18 protein-coding genes are annotated in these 22,781 nt (G+C 62.0%); 11 read left to right on the top strand and 7 right to left on the bottom strand.

The features are described from left to right. Positions 1–23: 23 nt before the first annotated feature. The 4 genes from QEN71_RS18315 to QEN71_RS18330 all read left to right on the top strand — a co-directional run bounded on the left by QEN71_RS18315 (position 24) and on the right by QEN71_RS18330 (position 4,177). A complete protein-coding gene (locus QEN71_RS18315; protein ID WP_201659712.1) occupies positions 24–1,478 on the top strand; it encodes an efflux transporter outer membrane subunit in 1,455 nt (484 codons plus the stop codon). Positions 1,479–1,552: 74 nt separating this feature from the next. Then, a complete protein-coding gene (locus QEN71_RS18320) occupies positions 1,553–2,737 on the top strand; it encodes a thiolase family protein (protein WP_201659709.1) in 1,185 nt (394 codons plus the stop codon). A gap of 128 nt (positions 2,738–2,865) precedes the next feature. Beyond that, positions 2,866–3,804, top strand: coding sequence for a 2-dehydropantoate 2-reductase (gene panE, locus QEN71_RS18325; protein WP_201659707.1), 939 nt, complete (start codon positions 2,866–2,868; stop codon positions 3,802–3,804). A gap of 73 nt (positions 3,805–3,877) precedes the next feature. Next, a complete protein-coding gene (locus QEN71_RS18330) occupies positions 3,878–4,177 on the top strand; it encodes a hypothetical protein (RefSeq protein WP_201659704.1) in 300 nt (99 codons plus the stop codon). A gap of 67 nt (positions 4,178–4,244) precedes the next feature. Here QEN71_RS18330 and QEN71_RS18335 read toward each other — a convergent pair whose 3' ends face one another. The 7 genes from QEN71_RS18335 to QEN71_RS18365 all read right to left on the bottom strand — a co-directional run bounded on the left by QEN71_RS18335 (position 4,245) and on the right by QEN71_RS18365 (position 12,151). Continuing rightward, complete coding sequence (locus QEN71_RS18335) at positions 4,245–5,753, bottom strand: OprD family outer membrane porin (protein ID WP_201659701.1); 1,509 nt, start codon at positions 5,751–5,753, stop codon at positions 4,245–4,247. A gap of 154 nt (positions 5,754–5,907) precedes the next feature. Continuing rightward, positions 5,908–6,909 carry an ABC transporter ATP-binding protein gene (locus tag QEN71_RS18340; protein ID WP_201659698.1) on the bottom strand — a complete coding sequence of 334 codons (1,002 nt, stop codon included), beginning with the start codon at positions 6,907–6,909 and terminating at the stop codon, positions 5,908–5,910. After that, a complete protein-coding gene (locus QEN71_RS18345; protein WP_201659695.1) occupies positions 6,906–7,895 on the bottom strand; it encodes an ABC transporter ATP-binding protein in 990 nt (329 codons plus the stop codon). The genes QEN71_RS18340 and QEN71_RS18345 overlap by 4 nt, the downstream gene beginning before the upstream one ends. Position 7,896: 1 nt before the next feature. Then, on the bottom strand, positions 7,897–8,787 hold the full coding sequence (locus QEN71_RS18350) for an ABC transporter permease (RefSeq protein WP_201659692.1): 891 nt from the start codon (positions 8,785–8,787) through the stop codon (positions 7,897–7,899). Between the two features lie 5 nt (positions 8,788–8,792). Beyond that, positions 8,793–9,731 carry an ABC transporter permease subunit gene (locus QEN71_RS18355; RefSeq protein WP_201659689.1) on the bottom strand — a complete coding sequence of 313 codons (939 nt, stop codon included), beginning with the start codon at positions 9,729–9,731 and terminating at the stop codon, positions 8,793–8,795. A 29-nt stretch (positions 9,732–9,760) separates the two neighbouring features. Then, on the bottom strand, positions 9,761–11,377 hold the full coding sequence (locus QEN71_RS18360; RefSeq protein ID WP_201659686.1) for a peptide ABC transporter substrate-binding protein: 1,617 nt from the start codon (positions 11,375–11,377) through the stop codon (positions 9,761–9,763). 204 nt (positions 11,378–11,581) lie between these two features. Further along, positions 11,582–12,151 carry a cupin domain-containing protein gene (locus tag QEN71_RS18365; RefSeq protein WP_201659683.1) on the bottom strand — a complete coding sequence of 190 codons (570 nt, stop codon included), beginning with the start codon at positions 12,149–12,151 and terminating at the stop codon, positions 11,582–11,584. A gap of 748 nt (positions 12,152–12,899) precedes the next feature. Here QEN71_RS18365 and QEN71_RS18370 point away from each other — a divergent pair. The 7 genes from QEN71_RS18370 (at position 12,900) to QEN71_RS18400 (ending at position 22,691) form a co-directional block, all read left to right on the top strand. Further along, a complete protein-coding gene (locus tag QEN71_RS18370; RefSeq protein WP_201659680.1) occupies positions 12,900–14,426 on the top strand; it encodes a peptide MFS transporter in 1,527 nt (508 codons plus the stop codon). 675 nt (positions 14,427–15,101) lie between these two features. Further along, on the top strand, positions 15,102–16,571 hold the full coding sequence (gene pdxR / locus QEN71_RS18375; RefSeq protein ID WP_201659677.1) for a MocR-like pyridoxine biosynthesis transcription factor PdxR: 1,470 nt from the start codon (positions 15,102–15,104) through the stop codon (positions 16,569–16,571). Positions 16,572–16,911: 340 nt separating this feature from the next. Further along, entirely contained in the window at positions 16,912–17,367 is a 456-nt protein-coding gene (locus tag QEN71_RS18380; RefSeq protein ID WP_201659674.1) for an HU family DNA-binding protein, read from the top strand. 972 nt (positions 17,368–18,339) lie between these two features. Then, a complete protein-coding gene (locus tag QEN71_RS18385; RefSeq protein WP_201659669.1) occupies positions 18,340–19,749 on the top strand; it encodes a circularly permuted type 2 ATP-grasp protein in 1,410 nt (469 codons plus the stop codon). Positions 19,750–19,866: 117 nt separating this feature from the next. Then, complete coding sequence (locus QEN71_RS18390) at positions 19,867–20,817, top strand: alpha-E domain-containing protein (RefSeq protein ID WP_201659666.1); 951 nt, start codon at positions 19,867–19,869, stop codon at positions 20,815–20,817. 13 nt (positions 20,818–20,830) lie between these two features. Beyond that, positions 20,831–21,637, top strand: coding sequence for a transglutaminase family protein (locus tag QEN71_RS18395; protein WP_201659663.1), 807 nt, complete (start codon positions 20,831–20,833; stop codon positions 21,635–21,637). 151 nt (positions 21,638–21,788) lie between these two features. Further along, positions 21,789–22,691 carry a peptidase gene (locus QEN71_RS18400; protein ID WP_201659661.1) on the top strand — a complete coding sequence of 301 codons (903 nt, stop codon included), beginning with the start codon at positions 21,789–21,791 and terminating at the stop codon, positions 22,689–22,691. The last annotated feature ends 90 nt before the right edge of the window (positions 22,692–22,781 follow it).

Here is a 22,781-nt window from a genome sequence, read left to right on the forward strand (position 1 = left end):
TTCCGATGACTGGAAGCCTCGACATGAAATCGATCGTAGCCAAAGCGCTCGCCGTTGCCGCCGCCATGACGCTCGCGGCCTGTGCGGTGCAGCCCGAGACGCACGCGGATTTGCCGCAGACGGTGAAGACCGTCGCCCCCGACGCGTGGAGTGTCGACGCGCCGAAAGACAGCGTGGACGCCGACCAATGGTGGTCGCAATTCGGCGACCCGACGATGCACAAGCTCGTCGATCTCGTGCTGAATGACAACCTCGACGTGAAAGCCGCCGTCGAGCGCGTGAAGCAGGCGCAGGAAGTCACGAAGCAGCAACGCGCCGCGCTCTCGCCGCAACTCGATGCAGGCGCGACGGCTGCGTACAAACGGCAGAACACGCCGCCGCCGCTCGGCTATGTGAAGCAAGGCGGCGTCGGCCTGACGGCTTCGTGGCAACCGGACGTGTTCGGCGGCGAACGTCTTGCCGTGCTCGCGGCGCAGGCGCAGGTGTCGGGCCGTCAATCGGCGTTGAATGAATTGCGCCTCGCGCTCGCCGCGAATGCCGCTGCCGCCTACATCGATTTGCGCTGGGCGCAGACGCAATTGCAGATCGTCAACGACAACGAGGAAATTCGCAGCCGCGCGCTGAAGCTCACACAACAGCGCCTGAAATATGGACTCTCGACGCAACTCGACGTCGCGCGTGCGCAGAACCAGTTGCAGGACTTGCAGGCGCAGCTTCCGAGGATCAAGTCGAATATTCAGCACGATATGAGTCTGATCGCCGTGTACTCGGGACGCACGCCGGAAAGCGTCGACACGCTGCTGCTCAGCGATGCGCGCGCGATTCCCGTGCCTTCGCAAAGCGTGCCGCAGACGCTGCCTTCCGAAGCGCTGCTGCGCCGCCCCGATGTGCGCACCGCTTACGCGACGGTCGAACAGCGCGCGGCCGAAGTGGGCGTCGCGCGCGCGGACCGTTATCCGAAGTTCAATTTGAGCCTTACCGACGGCATTCTCGCGTCGTCGTATCTCGGCATGCCGACGTTGACGGACAACCTGTTCAGCGCCGCGTTGAATGCGACGAGCCCGATCTTCAATGCGGGGCGCATCACCGCGCACATCGAGGAAAACGAGAGCCGCATGCGCGAATCGCAACTGGGCCTGCAACAGACGATGCTCACCGCACTGAAGGAAATCGAGGACACGCGCAGCGATCTCGTCAACGGCGATGCGGAAGTTGCCAAGCTCACCGGCGCGCTCGATGCGTCGGGCCATGCGCTTAAGTTGTCGACGGAACTGTACAAGGGCGGCGCGTCGAGTTTCCTCGATGTGCTCGATGCGCAGGAAGCGTATCTGCGCGACTCGGAGTCGTTGAATCAGGCGAAGCGCGACCATGCGCAAGCGGCTGTCGCGCTGTATCGCTCGCTCGGCGGCGGCTGGGACGCGCCTGCGAATAGCGACGTCGCGAAGGCGAAGCAGTCGACGGACGTTGCCGCGAACTGAACGCAACGGAAGCGGAATGAAAGCGCCTCGCGGATGCGAGGCGTCCATGTGGTCGTTCAACCAGAGGAATAGCGATGAATGCACGCGATATTGTGATTGCTCACCCCGTCCGTACGCCGATCGGCGCATTCGGCGGGTCGTTGAAGGATGTGCCCGCCGTACAGCTCGGCGCGACGGTGGTGCGCGAAACGCTGCGGCGCAGCGGGCTCGATGCGAAGGCGTTGTCGTCGGTAGTGATGGGCAACGTCGTGCAGGCGGGCAACAAGATGAACCCCGCACGACAGGCGTCGATTGGCGGTGGCGTGCCGGTGTCGGTGCCCGCGTTGACGGTGAATCGTGTGTGCGGATCGGGCGCGCAGGCGATCGTGTCGGCCGCGCAGGAGATCGCGCTAGGACTCGGCGACGTGGCTGTCGCGGGCGGCATGGAGAACATGGACCGCGCGCCGTATCTGCTCGAAAGCGGCCGCTGGGGCAGCCGCATGGGCAACGCGCAGGTGCATGACAGCATGCTTCGCGACGGTCTCGTCGATGCGTTTTCGAACGAGCACTCGGGCTGGCACACGGAAGACCTCGTGAGCAAGGCTGAACTGACACGCGCCGCGCAGGACGAATGGGCTGCGCGTTCGCAGCAGCGATTCGCTGCCGCACAGGAGCGCGGCGCATTCGACGCGGAACTGGTCGCCGTTGAAATCGCGGGCCGCAAAGGCACCGTGCAGTTCGCACGCGACGAGCAGCCGCGTCCCGACACGACGATTGAAACACTCGCGAAGCTGCGTCCCGCGTTCCGTCCCGACGGCACGATCACGGCAGGCAATGCGCCTGGCCTGAACAGTGGTGCCGCGGCGATGATCGTCGCGGGACGTGATTACGCGGAAACACACGGCATCGAAGCGTCCGCGCGTCTCGCGGCATTCGGCATCGCCGCTGTCGAGCCAGGCATGTTCGGTCTTGGCCCGGTACCTGCCGTGCAGATCGCGCTTGAACGCGCGGGCTGGAAACTCGGCGATGTCGAACGCGTCGAGATCAACGAGGCGTTTGCTGCCGTGCCGCTCGCAGTCGCGCAAAAGCTCGGGCTCGCGCACGACATCATCAACGTCGAAGGCGGCGCGATTGCGCATGGCCATCCCATCGGCGCGACGGGTGCGATTCTCACGACACGCCTTATTCATTCGATGCGCCGCGATGGTCTGAAGCGCGGCATCGTGACGTTGTGCATCGGCGGCGGACAAGGTATCGCGCTAGCGCTCGAAATCCTCTAACGCGTTCTTCATTGCACTGACGATGCCCGTAATGTGGCTTGCAAGCCCGCTGCGGGCAGCGTCGATTTGCGACATACTGCAGCGCACGGGCGTGGCGTGCGCCATGCAAACCAGTCAAAGGAGCAGCAATGCGTATTCTCGTGGTGGGTGCGGGTGCAACGGGCGGATACTTCGGCGGACGTCTCGCGCAAGCGGGCCGCGACGTGACGTTTCTCGTGCGCGAGAAGCGCGCTGAAGAACTGCGGCGCGCGGGGCTCGTCATCAAGAGTCCACGCGGCGATCTGACGTTGCGCGACGTGAAGACCGTGCTCGCGTCGCAGATCGCGCAGCCTTACGATCTCGTGCTGCTGAGCTGCAAGGCCTACAACCTCGACGATGCGATCGAATCGTTCGCGCCCGCCGTCGGCGAGTCGACGATGATCCTGCCCGTGCTGAACGGCATGCGCCACATCGATGTACTCAAGCAGCGCTTCGGCGCGTCGAAAGTGCTGGGCGGGCAGTGCGTGATTGCCGCGACGTTGAATCGCGAGCGCGAAATCGTGCAGCTGAACGACATGCATTCGATCGGCTTCGGCGAACTGGATGGCGGTATCAGCGAGCGCGTGCGCAACGTGGCCGCGGCATTCGACGGCGCGGGTTTCGATTCCGCGGCTTCGGACAACATCCTGCAGCAGATGTGGGAGAAGTGGGTATTCCTCGCAACGCTCGCATGCAGCACGTCACTGCATCGCGCCGCTATCGGCGACATTCTGAAGACGCCGGACGGACGACGCGTGATCGAAGGCATTCTCGGCGAATGCAAGAGCGTTGCGTCGGCGAATGGTTACGCGATCGGCGATGCATCGAATGCGCGTGCGCAGACCATTCTCTTTGCGGAAGGCTCGCCGCTGACGGCTTCGATGCTGCGCGACATCGAAGGACAATCGCGGATCGAGGCGGATCATATCGTCGGCGATCTGATTGCGCGCGGCGGCGACGCGCAGAAGGAAGGCGCGCTGACGCTGCTGCGCATCGCGTACAGCCATCTGAAAGCCTATGAGGCGAGATTGGCGCGGCAGTCCGCATAAGCGCGGGGCGGGAGGATCGGCGTGAGGTGAAGCTGAAGTAGAATCGACGGCACTCACTCACGCGAGGTAGACCATGCCCATGCCCCAGGGATCGGTGCCGGCGCTCTGCGCGGCATCCGCGACGATGTTCTCGCTCGGCATCATCTTTCTCGGCTATTGGGGCTTGCAGGAGGACGGCGCGTGGACGCTCGCCGACAACTTCGTCGCGGGATTCGCGGTGATCGGCTTTGCGTTTCTCGGGCTCGTGCCGTGGGTCGCCACAAGTCCCGTTGCCGCCGAGGGGAACGACTCGAAGGTGCGGCTCGCGAGGATGATGTTTTTGTGCGGAGTGATAGGCGTGTGGGCGGCGATTGTGGTGTCGGTGGTGTTTTGAGCGTCATCGAACGATGAACAGTGTCTGCGAACGTCGCCGCTCGCAGACACGGTAGCAAACACCCAGCTTAGAACACCTTCACCGGCACATTCACAACCAGCCGGTACTCCATGTTGTTCGGGTCCGAGTAGTGCGACGACGACTTGTGATACATCGCGATGAACGTGACCTTCGTATCCTTGAAGCGGCCGCTTTGCAGCGTATAGCTCGGAATGAAGCCGATTTCATGGTGCGTGCCGTGCACATATTCGCCGTTGCGCGTGTACGGTCCGATTGCATTCGAAGCAGCGCCTGCCGAAGCATCCGCGCCCCAACCCGTCACGCCCCACAGCATCGCCTTGAAGCCGGGCAGACCTGCATACTTGCCGTCGAACGTATAACGCAGCTGGAATGACTTTTCGTGCGGCGCGTTGTAGTCGACGTCCATCGAGTTCACGAGATAGATGCCGTTGGTCTCGTTCACGTAATCGAAGAACTGGTCGCCGAGAATCTGCTGATAACCGAGCAGCACCTGGTGCGGACCATGTTGTGCCGACAGCGACAGGCTATACGCGTTGTTGTTGATATGCCCTTGCAGCGCGGAACCCGTCTGGTGCGTCGAATAGATGTTCGCGAGGCCCGCCCACTTGACGGTGTTCACATCGCCGATCGAATGCGAAATTGCGGCGTAAAACTGATTCCACACGTCTTCAGCCTGGTCCGCGTACAGCGTGACCGTGCCGTTCGGCGAATAGTCCCAGTTGCCGCCGAAGTAGGACAAACGTTTGATCGTCACGCCGCCGTACGATGACGTCAGGTCGATCAGGTTCGTGTGACCGCGTGCGTCGACTTTCGTGAAGCTGCCTGCCTGGAGCGTGACGTTGTGGATGTCGTTGCTCACAGCCGATACGCCGAGGAACGTCGGCGGCAACGCGCGGTTGTCGTGCGGTTCCATGAACGGGTTGTTATCGACGATCTGCAAGCCGTATTTGACGACCGTTTCGGAAATGCGTCCCTTGATGTCGTACATGCCCGGATATGCCCACGCGAGCTGATCGGAGCCACCGCCGCCTTTCGCGACGTGCACCATGTTGCCCGCGCCGTTGCCGCCGTCGAGCTTGAGCGCCGCGAACAGCGACGCATCGAAGCCTAGACCGACGAGCCCTTGCGTATAGCCCGATTCGAAGTTTGCCTGCATGCCCTGCACCCATGCATGGCGATGCGGTCCGCCTTCGTTATCGAACTGGTCCGCGTAGTTGCGGAACAGCAGGTTCAGATGGCTGTCGGCGATCAGACCTTTGCTTTTCGCCTGGCTCGACAACTGCTCGGGCGGCGTCGCGACCTGATCGGCTTCGGCGTTCACGAGTGCGTTGTTGGTTTCCGGCTGCACTTCCGCGGTATTCGGCGTGTGCTTCAGCTTCGGTTTGGCAGGCGTTGCGGGCGCTGCGGGTGTTGCTTGCGCCACTGCTGCGCTGGCGGCTGTGGCGGGTGCGGCTGCGTCGTCTGCGAACGCGGCGGTTGCAATCGTCAGCGCGGGCAGGCCTACCGCCAGCAACGCGAATTTCGATGCTCCTGATGTGGATCGTTGGGTTGTCATTGCTATTCCGTTCTTCTAGTTGATGAAACAGCGACGCGGCGGTCGGCCGTGTCACGCTTTCTCGCCCGTCCCCGCTGTCGCGCGGACGAACGCCTCCCTCGGCGCAGCGGCTGGCTGCGTCGTGGAAAAAGGGTTGAGTGAAGCTAGATGGACGTCAGGTCATGACGGCGCGTATGCAGGCCACTTGCGTATGACCGATGCCCGCCGCCGCTTTCGTGACGGGCCGCTCGTTCGCACAGGCGTCGATCGCATCCGGGCAGCGCGTGCGGAACGCGCAGCCCGAAGGCGGCTTCAGCGGCGAAGGAATCTCGCCGCGCAACAACACGTGTTCACGCGCGCGTTCCGCAACGGGATCGGGCAGCGGCACCGCGGAGAGCAACGCTCGCGTGTACGGATGTTGCGGCTCGCGATACACGTCGCGCTTGTCGCCGAACTCCATCACGCGGCCGAGATACATCACGAGCACGCGCTGACTGATCGCTTTGACGACAGCGAGATCGTGCGCGACGAACAGCAGCGACAGCGACAGTTCGCGTTGCAGGTCGCGCAGCAGATTGACGATCTGCGCCTGAATGGACACGTCGAGCGCTGACACGGGCTCGTCGCAGATCACGAGTTGCGGCTCGCCGATCAGCGCACGCGCAATGCCCACACGCTGACACTGGCCGCCCGAAAACTCATGCGGATAACGCCGCAAATGATGATTCGACAGGCCGACGCGTTCGAGCATCGTCCGCACGCGCACGCGCGTTTCTTCGCGTCCGAGTTGCGGCTGATGCGTCTTCAGCGGCTCCGCGACGATCTGCTCGATCGTCATGCGCGGATCGAGCGACGCGAGCGGATCCTGGAAAATCATCTGCACGTCGCGGCGGAGTTGCACGGTGTCGCGGTACGCTTCGCCTTTGACGGTTTCATTTCCTTTCCACTGCACGCTGCCCGACGTAACAGGCGCAAGGCCGATGATCGCGCGTGCGAGTGTCGACTTGCCGCAGCCCGATTCGCCGACGAGGCCAACCGTTTCGCCGCGGCGCACGTCGAACGACACGCCATCGACGGCGCGCAGCGTCGCTTTCTTCGACCACGGATAGCCGCCTTGCGCGATATGAAAATGCACGCTGAGGTTGTCGACCTTGAGTAACGTTTCGTGATCGCTCATACCACCTCCGCGATAGCGTGAACAGGGCGATGACACGCGCGCAACGCATGCAGATCGCCTTCGATTGCTTCGAGCGAAGGACGCGTCGTGCGGCACGTTTCTTCGGCGAACGTGCAGCGCGGCGCAAACGCGCAGCCTTGCGATGCGAGACCCGGCAGCGGCGGATTGCCCGGAATGGTCTGCAACGGCTGGTCGTCTTCGTCGGTGAGACGCGGCAGCGCATTCAGCAGGCCGATCGTGTACGGATGCGTCGGCGCGGCGAAGAGTTGTTGCGCGGGCGCCTGTTCGACGGTTTGTCCCGCGTACATCACCATCACGTCGTCGCACAGACCGGCGACAACGCCCATGTCGTGCGTGATCAAAATGATCGCGGTGCCGCGCTCGCGGTTCAGTTCGCGCAAGAGTTCGATGATCTGCGCTTGCACGGTGACGTCGAGCGCCGTGGTCGGCTCGTCGGCGATCAGGATTTCAGGCTCGGACAACAGCGTCATCGCGATCATCACGCGCTGACGCATGCCGCCCGAAAACTCATGCGGATACATGCCGATGCGGCGCGCCGCGTCGGGAATCCGCACGCGTTCGAGCGCTTCGATCGCGCGCTGCTTCGCCTCGCGACGCGACAGCTTGCGATGCAGTTGCAGCGTCTCCGTCATCTGCCGTTCGATCGTGAGGAACGGATTGAGCGACGTCATCGGGTCCTGAAAGATCATGCCGATGCGGTCGCCGCGAATGCGGTTCAGCGCAGCGTCGCTCATGGTCAGCAGATTCGCGCCGTTATAGAGCGCTTCGCCGCTGACGGCGCCGTTCTTCGCGAGCAGGCCGAGCAGCGCCATCACCGTCTGACTCTTGCCCGAACCGCTTTCGCCGACGATGCCGAGCGTCTTGCCTTTTTCGAGCGCGAACGACACGCGCTGCACGGCGTCGACGGGCGCGCCATCGCGGCGCGAAAAGCGCACGCTGAGATTGTTGACTTCGAGTAGTGCCATGTCAGCGGTCCTTCGGATCGAATGCATCGCGCAGGCCGTCGCCGACGAAACTCACGCAATAAAGCGTCGCGCACAGCATGAGGGCAGGGCACAGCAGCAGCCACGGCGTCGATTCGAGCTTCTGCGCGCCGTCCTGAATCAGCACGCCCCAGCTCGTCATCGGTTCCTGCACGCCGAGGCCGAGAAACGACAGCACCGATTCCGTCAGCACGATGCCCGGCACCGTGACCGTCGCGTAGACCACGACCACGCCGATCAGATTCGGCACGATGTGGCGCGCGATGATCGAGCGCGAGCCGACGCCGATCGCCTTCGCCGCGTCGATGAATTCGCGCGAGCGCAGCGACAACGTTTGACCGCGCACGACGCGCGCCATGTCGAGCCACGAAAACGCGCTGATCGTCAGCACGACCAGATAGAACGCGCGGCCGAACAGCGTCATCATCAGGATCGCGATCAGCATGTACGGGATCGCGTACATCATGTCGACGATGCGCATCATCACGGCATCGACGCGTCCGCCGAGATAGCCGGCCGTCGCGCCCCACGCGACGCCGATCACGCCCGACACGAGCGTGCCGAGCAGACCGACTTCGAGTGACACGCGTCCGCCGACCAGTGTGCGCACGAGCAGGTCGCGGCCGAGTTCGTCGGTGCCGAACCAGTGCATGTTGGCGAACGTGGGCGCGAGGCTGATCGCGGACCAGTCGCTGTCGATCGCATTGTTCGGCGACAGAAGCGGACCGACGAAGCACGCGAGCACGATGAGGACCAGCAACAGCAGCGCGGCAAACGCGGCGCGATTGCGGGCGAAGCGGCGCGCGGCAGTCGCGAACGGGCTGCGCGAAGGCGGCGCGTCCGTGACGGTCAGATTGATAATTGGCGTTCCCATCGTTCTCAATAGCGGATACGCGGATCGAGCCATGCATACGCAAGGTCGACGAGCAGGTTGAACAGAACGGCGACGGCCGTCGTCAGCACGACGAGGCCGAGCACGAGCGTGTAATCGCGATTGATCGCGCCGTTGACGACGAGTTGCCCCAAGCCCGGCAGCGCGAACACCGATTCGGTGACGACAGCGGCCGTGATCGACGAAATGCACACCGAGCCGAGCAGCGACACGACGGGCATCAGAGCGGGCTTCATTGCGTGGCGCAGGACGATCGTGCGTGCGGGCAGGCCCTTCGCCCGCGCGGTGCGGATGAAGTTGCCCGACAGCACTTCGATCATGCTGCCGCGCATCACGCGTGCGATCAGCGCGACATTGATGATCGTCAGGAGCGCGATGGGCAGCACGCGATAACGCCACTCGCCGTCGCCCCAACTGCCCGCGGGCAGCCAGCCGTGGCCGTCCGAGGTCTTCAGCAGAATGGCGAACACCCACACGAGCAACGGACCGAGCACGAACGGCGGCACGACGTTGCCGACGTTGCCGAGCACCATCACGGTGTGATCGATCACGCTATCGCGGCGCACGGCCGCGATCGTGCCGAGCGCGACGCCGATCACGACGGCGATCGGCACCGACACGCCTCCGACGCCGAGACTCACGGGCAATGCCTTGAGCACGAGGTCGGTGACGGACCAGTCGGTGTAGCGGAACGACAGGCCCAGATCGCCGTGCAGCAGTCTCCACAGATAATGCAGATACTGCTGCCACAGCGGTTCGTCGAGGTGATAGCGCGCGTTCAGATTCGCGAGCGTAGCCGCCGACAACTGCTTCTCGGTGTCGAACGGACCGCCCGGCGTGAGATGCAGCAGCAGATAGCATGCGGTGATCACGGCGAGTATCGTCGGGATCGCCCACAGCGTGCGGCGCAACGTGTATGCAAGCATGGGTGCCTTTCCTGTGCCTTTGCTGCCGTTTAGTGCTTGAGCACATACATGTCTTGCGACGAGCGCATGTCGAGATAGTTGGTCGCTGCGTAACCGCCGACATACGGCTTCACCAGACGTGCCGCCGAGTACTGGAACAGCGGGATCATCGGATAGTCGTTCATCGCGAGTTCATGCGCCTGCGTGAGCAATGCGGTGCGCTGCCTGTCGTCCGTCTGCTGGTTCGCCTGATCGATCAGCGCGTCGACCTTCGGGTTGCAGTAGTGCTGGTCGTTCTGCACGCTGCCGCAGCGGATCAGGTCGAAGTACGACATCGCGTCGTTGTAGTCGACGAACCAGCCGTCGCGCGACGCCTGCACCTTGCCGTCATGACGCTGCTTGAGCAGCACCTTGTATTCGACGTTCTCCAGCTTCGCGTTGACGCCGAGCTTCGTGCGCCATTCCGACGTGACGAAGAGCGCGACCTTCTTGTGCAGATCGTTCGTGTTGTATGTGAAGGTGAACGTGAGCGGCTTCGCGTCCGAATAGCCCGCTTCCTTCAGCAGATTGCGCGCGGTTTCAACGCGCTTCGCCATCGGCCACGAGGCCCATTCCGGCTTGAAGACGGAGGCGCCTTCCGTGCCCTTCGAAATCAGACCGTACATCGGCACTTCGCCGCTCGACGTCAGCTTCGACGTCAGCAGTTCGCGGTCGACCACCATCGACAGCGCTTCGCGCACGCGCTTGTCCTTGAAAACGGGATCGTCGTTATTGAGGCTGTAGTAATACGTCGCGATTTGCAGGCCTTTTTGCAACTGCTGGCCGAACTGCTTGTCGACCTGATTGAAGATGCCCGACGGAATCGTGTACGTGTAGTCGAACTGGCCTGCCTGATACATGCGCATCGCCGTTTCGTCGCTTTCGATAGGCAGATACGTGACCTTCGAAATCGCCACCTTCGGCGCGTTCCAGTAGTTGCTGCTCTTCGTGACGACGAGTCGGTTGTTCGGCTGCCAGTCGGTGAGTGCGAACGCACCGTTGCCGACGAAGTTCGCCGGACGCGTCCAGTCGCCGCCGAACCTGGTGACGACGGCCTTGTCGACGGGCGCCATAGTCGCCATCGCGGCCAGCTGCGGGAAGAATGCCGCGGGCACTTCCGTCTTCACTTCGAGCGTGTACGGATCGACGGCACGCGCGCCGAGGCTCGTCAGCGGCGCCTTGCCCGCGATGATCGCTTTCGCGTTCTTCACGAACTCGACGAGGATCGTGTACTTCGAACCCGTCTTCGGATCGACGACGCGTTGCCATGCGTACACGAAGTCTGCTGCCGTGACGGGCTGGCCGTTGCTCCACTTCGCGTCGTGACGCAGCTTGAAGACCCACGTGTCGGGTGCGGTGCGCGTCCACGATTGCGCGACGCCGGGCACGATCGCACCCGCTGCGTCGATGCGCGTGAGACCTTCGAACAGATCGAGGCCGATCGTGTTGCCCGTCCACGATTCGATGTGAGCAGGGTCGAGCGATTCGGTTTCGGCGGGCACCTGGCGCGTCAGTTCCTGGCTCGGCGCGAGCGTCGTGCCGGACGGAATCGTGACGGCCGATGCGTTTTGCTGAAGTGTAAGGACGAGCGCAGTCAGCGCCGTCGAATAGACGAACGTTTTATTCATGGTTGGATTCGCAGAAAGAGTCTGGAGAGAAACGCGAGCGGCACGGAACGCCGCTAACGGTTATCCGCGTGATGGGGACCGGGGTGGCCCTTGTTCGGTATACATGCAGGATTCCTTACAATTATTATTACAGGCATCCTACAGCGGATTTTCTCGCGCTTCCTTGAGCGGAAGCGCTTCCAACCAGGATCGAATGCCTGCCTTCTAAAACAGCCTCGGCGTACCTACCCAGACGACCACCGATTCCTTGCGGGCCGTATTGGCCCAGCTATGCGGCAGCGTCGATTCGTAATGCGCGCTATCTCCCGCGCGCAGCACGAAGGTCTTGCCTTCCAGCGTCAACGACACTTGCCCTTCGATGACGTAGATAAACTCTTCGCCGGCATGTGTCGTGACTTCGGAACGCTTTTGCCCGGGTGGCATCCTCACAAGGATGGCTTCCAACTGACGGCCCCCCGACAGATTGGTCATCCGGGCAAACAGATTCGCCGAGTCTGCAAATCCAAAAAACTTCAGTTCGTTTGCTCGACACACCGAGCGCTCTTCGCTTGGTGTATCGACGAAGTACTGCACCTTCACTCCCAACGCATTCGCAATTCCTGCCAGCGATGTGATGGACGGCGACGCGAGACCGCGCTCTACCTGCGACAGAAACGGCTTCGAAATACCTGCTGCCGTTGCTGTTTCGTCGAGCGTGCGCTTCAGTCTTTGCCTCAGCGCGCGGATCTTGCTCCCCAGTGCAAGTGCCGTGTCCTTCTCAAGTGTCGTGACCATAACAAAACCAAATTAGTCCGTCAAGATTAGTTTGATATAAGCAAATGTTGTTTGATGACGTATTGCTCATGCCCGCGAAAGCCTTGCGTGGATTGACAACTCTTCAAGCCTGTTCGCGCTGTTTCGATCTTTTCGAGAAAACACTCTATGTTGCCAGATCGCACAGCGCAGTTATCGGAATTGCATTAGATGACTCGCAATGCATCGAGACGCAGCGCGTGTCGACGGGCTCATGTCAGTGAATTCCCGAAGCGACAAGTTGCGATTCGATGCGCACAATCGCAACCTCGCGCGGGTTGGCCAAGCCATGGTCTTTCCGCCGGCACTCCCGTTTGCAGCGATCCTGCGGCGGCGTTTTTGATCGGTACGTCCCGACCGGACTGCCACCGACGAATAGAGGTGAACACGCATGTCGATTTCTTTCGCAGTCTTTCCTCACTCATCCCGCATACCTTGCACGCGTACGCCGATGCAGCCGCCGAAGAGGGCTGGGCGCGCGATGCTTTATCATTGAGCCTTCGTCACGCGCTTTTCGCGTTGACGGTCTCCCGCTGAAGTCCTGGTTGTTCCGTTTTCGACGCGGACCGCGCTGTCCGTCGTTCGTATCGCACTGAACCGTCTCCGCATGCCGCATCGCGCGGCGGGCACGGCAAGTCATCGACGATCTCCAGTTTTTCCAGCTTCGCCACGTGGCATGGCGTCGGTCGACGCGTGCGCGCGGCTGTTTTTGCATGAATACGAGGAACACATGAAATCACCCGTATCCCAGACCCGGTCGTTTTCGACTGTCTTTCTCATCGAGATGTGGGAACGCTTCGGCTACTACGGCATGGCGGCATTGCTCGTGCTGTTCATGATCGACAAGCTCGGCTTCGACGACGGCCGCGCCAACCTCACTTGGGGCGCATTTGCGGCGCTGGTGTATGCGTCGCCGTCGATCGGCGGCTGGATCGGCGACAAGGTACTCGGCGCGCGCCGATCGATGGTGTTCGGCGCGCTGGTGCTCGCGGCCGGCTATCTGATGCTGGCGATACCGAACGACAGCCTCGATTTCATGTATGCGTCGCTTGGCGTGATCGTGGTCGGCAACGGGCTCTTCAAGTCGAACGCCGCGAATCTCGTGCGCCGCATTTATGAAGGCGACGATGCGCGCATCGACAGCGCGTTCACGATCTACTACATGGCCGTCAATATCGGCTCGACGGTGTCGATGCTGGCGACGCCGTGGATCAAGGATCACTGGGGCTGGCACACGGCGTTTGCCGTCTGCTGTGGCGGTCTGCTGATCAGCGTCGTCAACTACTTCGTGATGTTGCGCACGCTGTCGCATGTCGGTTCTGCGCCCGATGCCGAACCCGTGCGCTGGAAGCGCGTGCTGGCCGTCGCGCTCGGCGGCATTGCGCTTGGCACCGCGACGATGTTCGTGCTGCAGCACAAAGCGATTGCCGTTGCGTGCGTGTACACGGCGGGCGTCGCGATTCTGGCGATCTTCGCGTACATGCTGGTCAAGTGCGAGCGCTCCGAGCGTTCGGGTTTGCTTGCAGCGCTGATTCTGACTTTGCAGGTAATTCTGTTCTTCGTGTTTTATCAGCAGATGTCGACGTCGCTGACGCTGTTTGCGCTGCGCAATGTCGATCCGACGTTCTCGCTGTTCGGTACGCCGCTGTTTACGTGGAGCGCGGCGCAGTTCCAGGCGTTGAATCCGATCTGGATCATGTTGCTGAGCCCGCTGCTCGCGATGCTGTATACGAAGCTTGCGAAAGACGGCAAGGATGTGCCCGTTGCGGCGAAATATGCGTTTGGATTTGCCGTGGTCGCGGCGGGTTTCTTCGTTTATGCGTGGAGCGGTAGTTTTGCGGTGAATGGACGGGTGTCGTCGTGGTGGATGGTCGGCGGGTATGGGTTGTATTCGCTCGGCGAACTGCTGGTCAGCGGTCTTGGGCTCGCCATGATCGCGCGCTATGTGCCCGCGCGGATGAGCGGTTTTATGATGGGCGCTTATTTTGTGGCCACCGGGGTGTCGCAGTATCTGGGTAGTGTTGTTGCTAATCTCGCCAGGATGCCTGCCGGGGATCTTGATCCTCTTACCTCGCTTCCTCTGTATACAAAGCTCTTTGCTGAGCTTGGGTGGCTGGCTGCTGGTGGTGCTGTTGTTGCTATTTTCTTGCTGCCGCTGATGGGGCGGCTTTCGCGGGCGCATCACGAGTTTGCTTTGCAGTCTGGTGCTGCTCCTTCTGGTTCTGGTTCTGCTTCCGCTTCCGCTTCCGCGCAGTAAGCTATTTCTTCGCTGGCATCCGCGTTTTCGCTTCGGCTCGCTAGCGTTGCCCCTGTGCGGGGCGGCACCTACTTTTCTTTGCAGCGGCAAAGAAAAGTAGGCAAAAGAAAGCCGCTTCAAACCTCCGGTGCCTGCCCGGATAACGCCACGGCACACGTTCCTTGAGCTGTCGCGCAGCGACGCAAACACTCTGTAGAAAGCCCGCAGTCAGGCGCGCGCGGCGCGAAAGTTGACATCCACTTGGGGCACATTCGATCGGCTTGTTTTTTTTGCGTTTGCCGTCAGTTTGATTGCGGCGGTATGTGTTCCAAACTGTGTCGGGTTTTCGCGTCGTGCGCGGTTGACTGCGGGCTTTCTACAGAGTGCGGACGTTGCTGCGCGATAGCTCAACCGCGGCATGCTGAAGCGCTATCCTGGCGGGCACCGGAGGTACAAAAGCGGCTTTCTTTTGCCTACTTTTCTTTGCCGCTGCAAAGAAAAGTAGGTGCCGCCCCGCACAGGGGCAACGCTAATAGACCGATACGAATTCGCGGACGCCACCGCAGCAAAAAGCAAAAAAACAAAAAGCAAAAACCAGAATGACGACTGCGTCGCAGACAAAAAACCCTTCCCTTCCGCGTTAAGCTACCAAATCCACGGCGCAGCCAAAAAACCAAGACCAAATCCAAAACCAAAATGGAAATCCACATCTCGGTAGAAGGCCGCCACGACCTGGCGGGCCAAATCTACAGGCAACTGCGCGCGGGCATCATCGAAGGCCGTCTGGCAGGCGGCACGCAACTGCCTTCTACACGAGATCTGGCAACTCAACTCGGCGTGTCACGCAAAACCACCCTCGATGTCTTCGAGCGCCTGCTCTCCGAAGGTTTCCTGCACGCACGCGCCGGCGCCGGCACCTTCGTCGCGGAAGGGCTGCAGCGCCTGCCTGCAGAACGTACATCGCACGCGCGCGCCGCCGACGACGCGAAGTCGTCACCCCGCCCGGTCGCCCGCGCGCAGCCCCTTTGGCAGACCGTCCCCGACATTCTCGGGCCGCAGCCGACGCCCGGCACGCCATACGACTTCATCGGCGGTATCACCGATAAAACCCACTTTCCCTTCGATGCCTGGCGCCGCTGCGTCAATCACGCACTTCGCGTGCAGGCGCGCGGTCGCGGCACCTATCGCGATGCCGCCGGCGAGCAGGAACTGCGCCTCGCGATCTCGCGTTACCTCGCGTTCAATCGCGCCGTCGCGAGCAATTGGGAAGATGTCATCGTGACGCAGGGCGCGCAGCATGCGCTCGATCTGATCGCGCGCGTGACGCTGCGCCCCGGCGATGTCGCCGTCATCGAGGACCCAGGCTATCCGCCTGCGCACGCGTGCCTCATGGCCACGGGTGCGAAGGTCGTCGCCGTGCCCGTCGATGCCGAAGGTTTGATCGTGAGCAAGCTGCCGAAGAATGCGAGGCTCGTCTACGTGACGCCGTCGCATCAGTTTCCGCTCGGCATGCCGATGAGTCTCGCGAGGCGTGTCGAACTGCTCGAATGGGCGCAGCAACGCGACGCCGTCATTATCGAAGATGACTACGACTGCGAATACCGCTTCGAAGGACGGCCGATGGAACCGCTCAAGAGCCTGGACCGCGCGGGACTCGTCGCGTATGTGGGAACGTTTTCGAAGACCATCTTCCCCGAACTTCGCGTCGGTTACATGGTGCCGCCTGCATCGCTGTTCGACACGCTGCGCAAGGCACGAAAGATCGGCGACTGGCATGGCTGCTCGCTGACGCAGACCGCGCTGTCACGTTTCATGCTGAACGGCGACTTCGCCAAGCACCTGAAGCGGATGCACAAGCTTTATGCCGCGCGTCGCGCATGTCTGCTGAAGCATCTGCAAGGCGATCTCGCCCGCTGGTTCGAACCGATCGTGCCGACGGCGGGCATCCATCTGGCTGCGCTGCTGAAGGCGCCGCTTGCAGAAGCGGACGTGATCGAAGCGGCGCGCGCCGAGTCGATCGCATTGCCTGGGCTCGCGCCTTTTTATGTGCGTGCCAAACGGCAGCAGGGGCTCGTATTCGGCTATGGCGGCATCGAGGCCGAGCAGATCGACGCTGCGCTGACGAAGCTCGCGACGCTGCTGCCGCGTGTCGAATCAAGCACTTGAGCGCGGCTTCGTAGGTCTGGATGGATCGACATGTAGGGCTTTCCCGACGCATGCGCGACTGACGTCGCTATCGAAACTGGCATCGACGAAGGTGTCACCACCCATCCGAAGGGTTTGACGATTCACGCTGGACAGGTGCGTCGAAATCGCTGGGGAGTCGCGTTTACCCCTTAAAAACAGGCTCGAAATGCGCGAGGTAGTCGGCGCCGCGCAACAAACCGTAACCGTTATACACAAAAGATTCGCGCAGAACGCGAAAGCGCTTGTAGAATCCGGCCTTGAAGCGTGTGCATATCGCGTGCGCTTCACGCAATCAATGACCCTTAGAGGTAGGAGAAATATGGCGACTTCCGCAAAAAAGGTAGCAGCCAAGAAGGCTGCTACGGTACCGACCAAGAAGGTTGCTGCAAAGAAAGCTGCTGCTCCCGCAAAGAAAGTCACGGCTAAGAAGGTCGCCGTGAAGGCGTCCGGCGTTCCCTCGCCGATCAAGGACACCTTCACGAAGGCCTCGCTGGCTGCACACGTTGCGGAGCGTGCTGGCGTCGAGCCGAAGTCGGCGAAGGCAGTTCTGGCTGCACTCGAAGACACGATCCTCGGTTCGGTCCACAAGAAGGGCGCAGGTGAGTTCACGCTGTCGGGCCTTCTGAAGATCGTCGTTCAGGCTGTTCCGGCGAAGAAGAAGCGCTTCGGCAAGGATCCGTTCACGGGTCAGGAGCGCTGGTTCCCGGCGAAGCCGGCAAGCGTGCGGATCAAGGCACGTGCGCTGAAGAAGTTGAAGGACGCAGCAGCAGCTTAAGGCGCCTCGTGGCGCTGGCTGTTGTTTGAAGGTGTTTTTTGCGGTCCCCGCATGCGGAAGTGTGCGGGGATTGTTTTTTTGGGTTTTCGGTTTTTGGTTTGTCTGCGACGCAGTCGCCATTATTTGCTTTTGGCTGGCATCCGCGGTTTCGTATCGGTGCTTCACGCGTTGCCCCTGTGCGGGGCGGCACCTACTTTTCTTTGCAGCGGCAAAGAAAAGTAGGCAAAAGAAAGCCGCTTCAAACCTCCGGTGCCTGCGAGGATAACGCTACGGTACAGGTTCCTTGAGCTGTCGCACAGCGACGCAAACACTCCGTAGAAAGCCCGCAGTCAGGCGCGCGCGGCGCGAAAGATGACATCCACTTGGGACACGTTCGGTCGGCTTGTTTTTGAGTGATTGCCGTCGGTCTGATTGCGGTGGTATGTGTTCCGGATTGTGTGTGGGATTTCGCGCCGTGCGCGGTTGACTGCGGGCTTTCTACAGAGTGCGGACGTTGCTGCGCGACAGCTCAACCACGGCATGCCGCGGCGCCATCCGGGCAGGCACCGGAGGTTCAAAAGCGGCTTTCTTTTGCCTACTTTTCTTTGCCGCTGCAAAGAAAAGTAGGTGCTGCCCCGCACAGGGGCGACGCATGAAGCACGGATACGAATTCGCGGATGCCAGCGAAAGACAAAAACCGAAAGACAAAAACCAAAAACCAGAATGGCGACTGCGTCGCAGACAGAACCCACACTAGAACCGCATGCACCGTGTGCGCCAAAACACGCACTGCGGTAGCGCACACTGAAACCCCAAGCTACGATGACACCATAAAACAAGCGCCAACATAGTGCGCACCAAAGCATGGAAACCGCGCGCAGCGCAAAAACAACGACAAAACCAAAAATGGCATAACGCTTGCTTGAACCGTGATCGAAAAACCGAATGCGCAGCGCATTCGCCTTCTATCCGACAAAAAGAGTGGGGCGTGACATGCGATGCTATGACGAGATGCGTCATTTCGATGACGCCGTGCGGCCGCATTATCAGCGGTTCGAACGCTGGCTCGTGCAGCAGGGCAGCGAAGCAATCGCGAGAAAGCGAGCCGAAGCGGATCTTCTGTTTCGCCGCGTCGGTATCACGTTCGCCGTCAACGGCGATCTGTCCGGCACGGAGCGGCTCATCCCGTTCGACCTGATTCCGCGCATCATCCCGCGCAGCGAATGGCAGACGCTCGAAGCGGGTCTCAGGCAGCGCGTCCAGGCGCTCAACCTCTTCATCCACGATGTCTATCACGAGCGCAATATCGTGCGCGCCGGCATCGTGCCCGCCGATCAGGTCTACACCAACGCGCAGTATCGCCCCGAAATGCAGGGCGTCGACGTGCCGCTCGCGGTCTACGCGCATATCGCCGGTGTCGACGTCGTGCGCGCCGGCGAGAACGGCGAGTTCTACGTGCTCGAAGACAATCTGCGCGTGCCGTCGGGCGTGTCGTACATGCTCGAAAACCGCAAGATGATGATGCGGCTTTTCCCCGAACTGTTCGTGCAGAACCGCATCGCGCCCGTCGCGCATTACCCCGATCTGCTGCTCGATACGCTGCGCTCGGTCGCGCCCGAAGGCGTCGACGATCCCGTCGTCGTCGTGCTCACGCCGGGCATGTACAACTCCGCTTACTTCGAGCACACGTTCCTCGCGCAGCAAATGGGCGTCGAACTGGTGGAAGGCAAGGATCTCTTCGTCGACGACAACTACGTGTTCATGCGCACCACCCAGGGGCCGCGCCGCGTCGACGTAATCTATCGCCGCGTCGACGACGATTTTCTCGATCCACTCGCGTTTCGCCCCGATTCGGCGCTTGGCGTGCCCGGTCTGCTGACGGCGTATCGCGCGGGGCGCGTCGCGCTCGCAAACGCGATGGGTACGGGCATCGCCGACGACAAATCGATCTACCCGTACGTGCCCGACATGATCGAGTTCTATCTGGGCGAAAAGCCCATTCTGAACAACGTGCCGACGTATCAGTGCCGCAAGCCCGACGACCTCGCCTACACGCTCGCGCATCTGCCCGAACTCGTCGTCAAGGAAGTGCACGGCGCGGGCGGTTACGGGATGCTCGTCGGGCCGGCGTCGACGTCGGCGGAAATCGAGGCGTTCCGGCAGCGGCTGATCGAGAAGCCCGCAGGCTATATCGCGCAGCCGACGCTCGCGCTGTCCGCGTGCCCGACTTTCGTCGAAGCGGGCATTGCGCCGCGTCATATCGATCTGCGTCCGTTCGTGCTGTCGGGCAAGACCGTGACGATGTGCGCGGGTGGCCTCACGCGCGTCGCGCTGCAGGAAGGCTCGCTGGTCGTGAATTCGTCGCAGGGCGGCGGCACGAAGGACACCTGGATGGTCGACTGATTTCGTTCGACCGATGTTTCAAAGCATCTGCATCGTGCGATGCAGAGTCGAAAAACGGGCAACCCGGCGCTCGCGGTCACGCACCGTCGACGCGCCAACTCAACACGGAAAGCCGACATGCTGAGCCGCACCGCCGATCATCTGTTCTGGATGGCCCGTTACATGGAGCGTGCCGAGAATACCGCGCGCATGCTCGACATCAACCTGAAGGCGCAGTTGCTGCCGCAGACGCCCGAGCAGGAGGAGCGCGCGCAGCGTTCGGTGCTGCGCATCTCCGAACTCGATCATGCGTTCTCGCAGCGTTATGAAGACGCCACGCGCGACAACGTGCTCGATTTCATGATCGCTGATCCTACGAATCCGTCGAGCATTCATTCGTGTCTGCAGGCCGCACGCGAAAACGCGCGTGCGGTGCGCGGCACGCTGACGACGGAATGGTGGGAAACGATCAACGACACGTGGCTCGAATTCAACGAGCGCACGGCGCACGGCCAGGTGGCGAGCAATCCGGCCGCGCTGTTCGAATGGGTGAAGTTCCGCTCGCACCTGTCGCGCGGCGTGACGATCGGCACGGCGCTGCAGGACGATGCGTTCTTCTTCACGCAGCTCGGCACGTTCCTCGAACGCGCGGACAACACGGCGCGCATTCTCGACGTGCGTTTCGCCGACGCCGAGCCGAATTCGCGCGAGGCCGCGCGTCAGCTCGAAGACTTCTATTACTGGACGTCGATTCTCAGCTCGGTATCGGCGCTCGAAATCTACCGCAAGGTGTATCGCGATGTCGTGACGCCCGCGCGCGTGGTCGAACTGATGATCCTCAATTCGCAGATGCCGCGCTCGCTGCTGGCGTCGCTCGACGGCGTCTGCGACAACCTCGCGATGCTGCGCACGCAAGGCTCGAATCTATGCGAGCGGTTTGCGGGCAAGCTGCGCGCCGAACTGCTGTATTCGGATATCCGGCAGATTTTCGAAGCCGGCCTGCATGCCTGGCTCACGCAGTTTCTCGCACGCGTGTTCGAACTCGGCAACATGGTCGCGCGCACGTATCTGATGCTGCCTGTTGCCTGACGGAGTGCCCTTCATGTTTCTGACGATCCGCCACGACACGTTCTACCGCTACGAATCGACGGTCCATTATTCGATCCAGCAGCTGCGCCTCACGCCGTCGAGCGGTGCTTCCCAGATCGTGCGGCGCTGGACGCTCGATGCGCCCGGCAAGCTCGATTCGACCTTCGACGCCTATGGCAACGTGCTCCATACGCTCGTGCTCAACAAGCCGCACGAGGAAATTCGCGTGCACGTGTCGGGAGAAATCGACACGTTTGCGCTGATGGACGGCAGGCTCGGCGACGACGAGGGCGCGATTCCGCTCGAACACTTCACCTGCGCGACGCGCCTGACGGATTGCGATCCGGCGATTCGCGAACTGGCCGCGTCGGTGCCTTTGCTCGACAAACCGGCTGCGCTGATCGCGCTGGCGGAGAAGATCGTCGATCGCGTGCAGTTCGAAACGGGCGCGACGGCCGTGACCAGCACGGCGTCGCAGGCGCTCGCGCTCGGCAAGGGCGTGTGCCAGGACCACGCGCACCTGATGCTCGCGTGCTGCCGCGCGCGCGGCATTCCTGCGCGTTACGTGAGCGGCTACATCGAGCCCGGAGAGGTCGAGCATGCGGCGAGTCACGCGTGGGTCGACGTGTGGCTCGCGGGCATCGGCTGGGTGTCCGTCGACGTGACGCACGCGGCATTCGCTAGCGAGATGTACTGCCGGCTCGCGGCGGCGCGCGATTACGAAGCGGCGTCGCCCGTGCGCGGACGGCGGATCGGCGGACTGGAGGAGACGCTCGATGTGTCCGTTTCCGTGAAGGCGCAGGAGCAGACGTCGCAATAGCGATCGACCGAAGGTCTGCTGTACAGCGCGCGAGGCGCGCGCATTACAATGGCAGCGTCCCGCGGCACGCCGCGGCCCTGCCTCTTTCCGGCTCGCCCTCCGTCCGCATCCTCGCATCCGTTCGCTTGCGGCAGCCGTCTGGATTCACGTCATGACTTACTGCGTGGCAATGAGTGTCGACGAAGGCCTCGTGTTTCTGTCGGATACGCGGACCAATGCCGGCGTCGATCACATCAGCACGGCGCGCAAGATGTCGGTGTTCGAAGAGCCGGGCGAGCGCATGCTGGTGCTGCTCGGCGCGGGCAATCTGTCGCTCACGCAGGCCGTGCTGCACGAATTGTCCGAGCCTTCGGTGCCGTCGCGGCCCACGCTCTGGACCGTGCCGACGATGGCCGATGCCGCGCGCGTCGTCGGTCAGGCGGTGCGCGACGTGCACCAGCGCGAGGCGAATGCGCTGCAGGAATTTGGCGTCGACTTCAATTGCAGCTTCATCCTCGGCGGTCAGATTGGGGACGGCGGCGAGGGCGGCGCACAGCCGCGTCCGCGTCTGTTCATGATCTACGCAGCGGGCAATTACATCGAGTCGTCGCGCGTGAATCCGTACTTCCAGATCGGCGAATCGAAATACGGCAAGCCGATCATCGACCGCGTGCTGGTGCCGTCCACGCCGCTCGACGAGGCCGCGAAATGCGCGCTGATCTCGATGGACTCAACGCTGCGCTCGAACCTCTCGGTCGGGCTGCCGCTCGATCTGCTCGTCTATCAAAAGGATGCGCTGAAGGTGACGCGCTTTGTCTCGATCGATCAGGACAACGCTTACTACCAGATGATTCACCGCACGTGGGGCGAGCGGCTGCGGCAGGTGTTCAGCGAGATTCCCGAGCCGGACTGGCAAAGCACGGGCGAGGTGCCTCAGAACGGGCATATCGGCGAGATGGTGCTGTACCGGCCGCCGGGCGCGCTGCATATCGACGCGGATCGCAGCACGCCGGGCGTCGATGTGCGCGCGGCTCAGACTCTCGCGCAAGCGGATAAACCTAAAGCACGCGGCTGACGCGTCAGACGAAGCGCCGCGTGTCGAACGCCTTCACGTGAGGCGTTTTTCGGCGTTTGCATCGCACCAATGAAAAAAGCCAGCCTTCGG

It is taken from the genome of Paraburkholderia sabiae (assembly GCF_030412785.1).
Taxonomy (GTDB): Bacteria; Pseudomonadota; Gammaproteobacteria; order Burkholderiales; family Burkholderiaceae; genus Paraburkholderia; species Paraburkholderia sabiae.